This window comes from Novosphingobium organovorum, from assembly GCF_022832435.1.
Classification (GTDB): domain Bacteria; phylum Pseudomonadota; class Alphaproteobacteria; order Sphingomonadales; family Sphingomonadaceae; genus Novosphingobium; species Novosphingobium organovorum.
In genome coordinates this window covers 1-7,118 of record NZ_JALHLF010000141.1, presented here as the reverse complement: position 1 = coordinate 7,118, position 7,118 = coordinate 1, and the positions used below count along the sequence as shown (strand labels likewise).

The following is a 7,118-nucleotide window of genomic DNA, read 5'->3' as shown; positions in this document are numbered from 1 at the left end:
GGCGGCGCGGGCGATCGCCTCGCGCTGGCGGGCAAGGGCCTGCGCCAGAGCCTCGGGCGGCTGGCGATCGGCGAGCGGATCGTGGCGCGGGGGCAGGAGGTCGAACCCGGCGAACAGGGCGAGCCAGCTGGGCGGCTGGAACGAATCCCATTCAAAGCGCGGCAGCTTGCCCGATCCGGTGAAGGCGGCGATGCGCTGCGCGAGCGTTTCGGGCAGGGCGCGGGCGCGGCACTGGTCCCAGAACGGCTCGCCGTGCCGACGGTTGGCCCAGTAATGCAGGATCAGGAAATCGCGGATGCGCGCGTATTCGAGGCGGGTGATGCGGTTGAACTCGTCGGCCAGCGAGGGATCGAAGGCGCGGTCGGGGAAATGGGCGAGCAGGCGTTCGATCCCGCTCTGGATCAGCGTCAGCCCGGTCGATTCGAGCGGTTCGAGGAACCCGGCGGACAGCCCGATGGCGACGCAGTTGCCGCGCCACACACGGGTGCGGTGCCCGGTGCGAAAGCGCAGCGTGCGCGGATCGCCCAGCGCTTCGCCTTCGAGCCGGGAGAGCAGTTTCGCGCAGGCCTCGTCCTCGGACAGGTGCGCGCTTGAAAAGACATAGCCGTTGCCCACGCGATGCTGGAGCGGGATGCGCCACTGCCAGCCCGCCTCGCGCGCGGTCGAACGGGTGAAGGGGGAGAGCGCGTCGCCGTGCGCTGAGGCCACGGCCACCGCGCGGTCGCACGGCAGCAGATCGCCCCAATCCTCGAACGGCTCGCCCAGCGCCTGGCCGAGCAGCAAGGAGGAAAAGCCCGAGCAGTCGATGAACAGGTCGGCCTCGATCCGGCGCCCATCGTCGAGCGTGACCGCGGCAAGGCGATCGCCCGCGTCGGCGCGATCGACCTGCGCCACCGTCCCCTCGATCCGGCGGACGCCCAGTTGGTCTTGCGCGCGGGCGGAAAGGAAGCGGGCGAACAGCGCGGCGTCGAAGTGGAACGCCCAGTCGAACAGGCCCAGATCGTTGGCGGGCTTGTCCGGGGGCAGCAGCACCTTGCCCGTGCGCGCCAGTTCGATCGGCAGGCTGTAGGCGGCCAGCGGGGTGGGATCGCCCGCCGCGCGCGCCTTGAGCCAGTACTGGTGGAAGGGGACCGAAAAGGCGTCGACGCCGAAGCGTCCGAAAGGGTGGAAGAAGGCTGTGCCGGGGCTGGCCCAGTCGGCAAATTCGATGCCCAGCTTGATGGTGCCCTCGCTCGCGCGCATCACCGCGAAGGGATCGACCTCGATCGCGCGCAGGTAATCGCGGATCGCGGGCACGGTGGCCTCGCCCACGCCCACCGTGCCGATCTGCGCCGATTCGACGAGCGTGATCGCGATGGGAAGCCCCTTGAGCCGCACCGCCAGGAGGTTCGCGGTCATCCAGCCCGCGCTGCCGCCGCCCACGATCAGGATCGAGCCTATCGGATCGCTTGCCATGTGGTGCATCGCTCCTGTCCTGCTTCTGGTCCTTTCCGTCCCGAGCTAGGCCCCCCGCCGGTTTGGAGGAGGGGCGGGGGACCCGCTCGGGAGGAGACGGTCAGAACTTCACGCGTACGCCCGCAGTATAGCGGCGCTCGAAGATGTTGTTGTACGCGTTTTCATCGGTCCAGGTGATGTAATAGTGCTCATACTCGCCGGTAAGGTTGGAGCCTTGCGCGTAGAGCGTGAGGAACGGGGTCGCATCGTAGCTGATCGAAGCGTCGACGTAGTTGGTCGGCGCCTGGTAGAGTTCGAGCCCGGCGATGCCGCCGAAGTCGGACTGCACCGCGCGCTTGGAGCGGTAGTTCCACGCCACGCGGGCCTGGAACTTGGCGTCCTGGTAGAACACCGCCGCGTTGGTCTGGAACTCGGAATTGTCCTGGAAGGGGATCTTGTTGCCCGCAAGGTCGGTCTCGCCCGAGTCCGAGGGGGACCAGGTGAAATTGGCGTCGATGCCGAAGTTGCCGAGCAGCCCCGGCATCCAGGCCAGGTCGCTGAAGGAGAGCTTGGCCCCCGCCTCGACCCCCTTGAGCGTGCCGCCCGACCCCTGCACCGGGGTGCTGATGGTGACCGTGCGGCCGCGCACCACGCCATCGTTGTCGGGCAGGTCGTCGCGCGTGACGTTGCCGCTCTGGATGAAGCTGTCGACGTCGATGTAGAACAGCCCCAGGCTCACCATGCTCGCGCGGCCCAGATACCACTCGAGCGAGGCGTCGAGGTTGGTCGCGCGCCAGGGGTCGAGATCGGGGTTGCCGCTCTGGCTGCCGCCGGTCACGCGGAACACCGGATTGCCCGGATCGCTGGTGTCGATCGCGTAGTTGGGGGTGAGCCCGCCGCCCCACTGCGCCAGGTCGAGCAGCGTCATCGTCTTGGCAAAGGCGAGGCGCAGCTTGATGTCGGAGGAAAGTTCGAACGAGAGGTTGATCGCGGGCAGCACGTCGGTGAATTCGCGCTTGGTCTCGACCGATCCGGCCAGCGTGTTGGCCAGGCCATAGGGCTGCGGGTCGCCGGTCACGTACTGGGTGATGTCGAGCCGGGTGTTGATGATCTTGAAGCCGCCGTTGCCGGTCACCGGAATGCCCAGCACATCGCCCTGGAAATCGACTTGCGCGTAGCCCGAGGTCTGTTTGATGCCGACCTTGAACGAGGAACCGGGGTTCATCACCTCGACGTTGCCGGGATAGAACGAATTCTGGAACGACAGCGCGTTGTCCATCACCGACGGGTCGAGCGCGTAGAACGAGGGAATGCCCGCAACGCCCGAGTTGTAGAGCTTGACCGCGTTGTTGAAGCTCGCATCGCTGGCCTTGCGGGTGAGCCCGGCGGTGTAATAGCCCGAGGCATCGCCCGCGCTGCAGCTCGAATCGCTCATCGGAACGTCGAACGCCTTCCACTTGACGAGGCAGCCCGACGCGTCGCTGGCGCCGTTCCCGGCGTAGAGCGGGGCGGCGCGATCGAAGGCGAAGTTGTTGACCGAGCGTTCCGAATAGCGCGCGCCGAAGCTCACCGTGACGTCCGCGTTGGCCTCGTAGGTGCCATCGGCGCGCAGCACCTTGAGGTCGGCCTTGCGGCGGTAGTTGCCTTCCGACGAGATCGTCTTGAGCGCGTAGTTGTCCATGTCGCCCATCTCCGAGATGAGCTGCGAGGGCAGGGTGAAGACCGGCCGGTTGCCCGAGAAGTCCACCGTGGCGGGCAGCGAATCGAGCCCCGCGATGGTGTTCACCGAATAGCCGTTGGCGTTGAACACGCGGTCGCCGCTCGGGTAGTGGCCGATACCGCCGTCGGCCCACTGCTCGCCGTTCGAGAGGCTGAACTGGAGGTAGCTCTGGTCGAAGTACTGGTGCGCCTTGCCGTAGATGCCGCGTACCGAGCCCTTGAACGGCCCGCCGTTGTCGTACTTGAGCTCCAGGTTGTAGTTCTGCGACTGCGACTGGTAGCGCAAGTTGCTCGAGTTCACGTCGAAGCTGCCGAGGTCGTAGTCGTACTGCTGGACGGTGTTGATGTGGTAGGTGTTGCCGTCCGAGCCGACGTAAGTCGCGCCGGTATCGCGCGACTGGCCGGGGGTGAATTCGGCCGCCTGCCAGTTGACGTCCTGCATCTCGATGCCGACCGAACGATCGTGCTCGTCCTGGTCGGTGAAGAAGAAGTCGCCGTTCAGCGTCAGCGCGTCGTTGATCTCCCACTGCATCGAACCGTTGATGCCCAGGCGCTGGCGCTGGTCGATTTCGTGCGAGGACAGGAAGCCCTGCGGCACGAAGTAGGCATCGTTGGCATCGCCATCGCCATTGACGTCGACCCCGCCGGTGACCGGCGTGCCGCGCGCGCGCCAGGACGGCGAGAAGCCGCCCGTCGAAGTCGCATCGGCGGTGCCTTCGTTGTGCAGCGCGACGCCGTAGTTGCTCTGGATGCCGCTCTTCGAATTCGACAGCCGCACGTCCGAATAGGCCGCCGAGAGCAGGAAGCCGAACCGATCGCCGTGCCAGCCGATGAGGCCGTTGAAGTTGGGATCGAACTTGTGCTTGGCCTTGTCGCCATAGGCCCCTTCGGCGGCCGCGGCGAAAGTGAACCCGCTCTTGAGGTCGAACGGGCGGCGGGTGCGCAGGTTGACCGTGCCGGTGATCCCCGCGTTGAGCTGGTCGGCGGTGGTCGACTTGATGACGTCGGCGCCCGAGAACAGCTGCGAGGGAATGTCGTTGAAGTTGGGCTGGACGGTCGTGATCGACTGCGCGCCGAGGTAGGTCTCGCCGTTGAGCAGTGTCGTGACCTGCGGCAATCCGCGGATATTGATGGTCGATCCTTCACCTGCGCTGCGCAGGATCTGCACGCCGGGAATGCGCTGGAGCGAATCCGCGATGGTCACGTCGGGCAGCTTGCCGATGTCCTCGGCCGAGATCGAATCGACCACCGAGGGCGCCTCGCGCTTGGTCTCGATCGCGCGCTGCTGCGAGGCGCGGATACCGGTGACGATGATCGCGTTGGCGCTGGCGGCATCGTCCTGTGCCGCGCTGTCGCCGGCGATGCTGGCGGCGGGGGGCGCGCCGGGGGTCGCATCGGTTTGGGCTGCGGCGTTTTGACTAAGCCCGAGGGCGATCAACGATGTCGCGGTAAGCAGGGCGCCGGGGCGCACGAAATCAGGGCGGATCATTCCCGCAAACTCCTCTCCTGGGGCGCCTTGTTCTTGCGCCGTTCGTCTTTTCGTATGGGGAGAACGCAGGTCCGCACGCCGTCGTCGGGCAATTAGGCCCGCGCGGTATCCGATTACTGAGTGTGTCCCGTACCGCGAAGTGTTGTGACCTCACCTCTTGGTAGTCTCATCATCGGTAAAAGGGTTCTGCGCGTCAACTTAAATAATTTTGTTTTTGTTACTCGCGCGGAAAGAATGACGCTAAGGATAGTGGTGCGATACAGGCGCGATACAGGCGCAAGGAGAGCGATGCCGCGTATGAATGACCGAATTCCTGCCGTTTCCCCTGGCGGCGCCGCGCGTGCGGGAAGGGCCGAGACGGACGGCGCGCCGCTCGCTGCGCCCCTCGCCGGGGAGGCGGGGCACCGGCTTTCGGTCTCGCTTTCGGGCACCAATCTGGCGCGCGCGGGCGACTACAACCAGCGCATCGTGCTCCAGGCGATCCGACTCGCGGGCGAGACGACGCGCCAGCTGCTGGTGCGCCAGACCGGGCTGACCGCGCCGACCATCGCCAACATTGCCGCGCGGCTCGAGGAGATGGGGCTCGTCACTCACGCCGGGCGCCGCCACGGCAGCCGCGGGCAGCCCGCCCTGCGCCTCGCGATCAACCCCGACGGCGCCTTCGGCATCGGTCTCAACATCGATCGCGACCATGTCACGCTGGCGCTGCTGGACCTTGCCGGATCGGTGCGCGGCAGCCTCACGCGGGAGATGGCCTTTGCCCTGCCGGGCGATGTCGTGGCCTTTGTGGGCGACGTCCTGCCCGGCCTCATGGCGGCGGGCGGGGTCGATCCCGCGCTGGTGCTGGGGGTGGGCGTGGCGCGTCCCGACGGGCTCGGCTCGATCGCGATTCCCCATCGCCCGCAAGGCTATGCGGCGTGGACCGACATCGATTTCGCCACGCTGCTGGCGCCGGTCATGCCCTGGCCGATCCACGTCGACAACGACGCTGCGGCGGCTGCGCTGGGCGAAGCCAAGCGGATCGAGGCGCCCGACAAGGGCAGCTTCTTCTACCTTCTGCTCAGCGCCGGGCTCGGCGGGGCGCCGGTGATCGACGGTGGCTATTATCGCGGCGCGCGCGCGCGCAGCGGCGAAATCGGGCTGATGCCCGATCCGGGCGCGGGCGTGCCGGGCGCGGTGGTGCAGGACACCGTGTCGCTCTCTGCGCTCCAGCAGCGGCTCGAACGCGCGGGCAAGCCGGTCGCCGACCTGACCGATCTGCTCGCGCTTGATCCGGCCACCGCGACCACGGTCGATCGCTGGATCGCGGATTCGACCCGCGCGCTCACCGCGCCGCTGGTCGCGGTCTCCTGCCTGCTCGACCCCGAGGCGATCCTTGTCGGCGGACGCCTGCCGGCCGCGCTGATCGAACGCCTGTGCGCGCGCATCGACGCGGCGCTGGCCGAAGTGGCGATGCCCAACCGGGTGCCGGTGCGCCCGGCGCAGATGGCCGATGCCGCCCCCGCGATCGGTGCGGCGCTGCTGCCGTTCCAGGACAGGCTGCTGCCTTCGGACGCGATCCTGATGCAGGCGGGGCGCGCGCCAGCCTGAACTGCGGGGGATGGCGCGCTTTAAGAAAAATAAATTGTGTTATTGAGCGTTCGTGCCCATCATGGCGGGCAAGAGGGGCGTGCAGGCGCTCGATCAGGGGAGAGCGCAGGGCCATGGCGGGCACGACCCACAGCAGGGACGAACACGCGGCGCGGGGCGGCGGCAGGGCTGGAACGGGCCGGAATCGCGCCGTGATCGATCGATCCGCACCCCCGCATCGCGAAAGGCAGGATGGGACATGGCGCTGAGGATCGGCATCGACTTTGGCGGCACCAAGATCGAGGCCGCCGCGCTCGACCTCGAGGGCCGCGTGCTCGACCGGATGCGCGCGCCGACACCGGGCGATTACGACAGCGCGCTGGCCACGCTCGACACCCTCGTGCGCAGGCTCGAGGCGAAGCTGGGCGAAGCGGCGAGCGTGGGCATCGGCACGCCGGGTTCGGCGATTGCGGGCAGCGGGCTGATGCGCAACGCCAACGCGGTCTATCTCAATGGCCGTGCGCTCCAGCGCGACCTCGAAGCGCGTCTGGGCCGTGCGGTGCGCCTCGCCAACGACGCCAACTGCTTTGCCCTGTCCGAAGCGGTCGATGGCGCGGGCGCGGGGGCGGGCGTGGTCTTCGGGCTGATCGTCGGCACCGGTTGCGGGGCGGGAATCATCATCAACGGCACGGTGCTGGGCGGCGCCCACGGTCTTGCCGGTGAACTGGGCCACATGCCGCTGCCCGGACCCGAGGGCGAGGAACTGCCACCGCCGCCGTGCTGGTGCGGGCAGAGCGGCTGCGTCGAAAGCTGGATTTCGGGCACGGGTTTCCAGCGCGCTTACGCCGCGCGCACCGGCGCGGCGCGCTCCGCGCCCGAGATCGTCGCGCTGGCGGGCGCGGGGGAT

Annotated in this window: 4 protein-coding genes; 2 read left to right on the top strand and 2 right to left on the bottom strand. The window is 67.9% G+C overall.

Annotated elements, in window-relative coordinates:
• Together MTR62_RS18965 and MTR62_RS18960 are read right to left on the bottom strand one after the other, a co-directional pair.
• Nucleotides 1–1,455, bottom strand: a 1,455-nt coding sequence (locus MTR62_RS18965; RefSeq protein WP_244023890.1) for a tryptophan halogenase family protein, incomplete at its 3' end; no start/stop codon positions are given.
• Between the two features lie 100 nt (nucleotides 1,456–1,555).
• A complete protein-coding gene (locus tag MTR62_RS18960) occupies nucleotides 1,556–4,642 on the bottom strand; it encodes a TonB-dependent receptor (protein WP_244023888.1) in 3,087 nt (1,028 codons plus the stop codon).
• 297 nt (nucleotides 4,643–4,939) lie between these two features.
• On the opposite strand from MTR62_RS18960, the gene MTR62_RS18955 reads away from it, so the two are divergent.
• Nucleotides 4,940–6,232, top strand: a complete 1,293-nt coding sequence (locus tag MTR62_RS18955) for an ROK family transcriptional regulator (protein WP_244023886.1) — start codon at nucleotides 4,940–4,942, stop codon at nucleotides 6,230–6,232.
• Between the two features lie 238 nt (nucleotides 6,233–6,470).
• Nucleotides 6,471–7,118: ROK family protein (locus MTR62_RS18950; protein ID WP_244023884.1), on the top strand; the 648-nt coding region annotated here is incomplete at its 3' end.